Source organism: Achromobacter sp. SIMBA_011 (genome assembly GCF_046535435.1).
GTDB lineage: Bacteria > Pseudomonadota > Gammaproteobacteria > Burkholderiales > Burkholderiaceae_B > Achromobacter > Achromobacter dolens.
In genome coordinates, this window is record NZ_JAWRWN010000698.1 from 1 (window position 1) to 261 (window position 261).

Annotated in this window: 1 pseudogene; it reads right to left on the reverse strand. The window is 63.6% G+C overall.

Annotated features, from left to right (window positions below):
• Positions 1–261 (reverse strand): annotated as a pseudogene (locus SB816_RS32745) (copper oxidase); the annotation flags it as partial.

Here is a 261-nt window from a genome sequence, read left to right on the forward strand (position 1 = left end):
GCTTGAACCAGCCCGGGTCGCGGTAGTCGTTTCGGCCGAGGCCCTGTCGCACTTTGACGACCGTGAACATGCCGCCCATTTCCAGCGGGCCGAACGGTCCGGTGCCGGTCATCATCGGCAGCGTGTTGTCGGGCAGCGGCATCTCCATTGCGCCCATCGCACCGCCCGTGCTTCCCATCGCCATGTAATCCGGCACCAGCTTGTTGATGCGCTTCGCGAGGTCTTTCTGCGGAACACCGATGAGATTGGGCACCTGGTGTC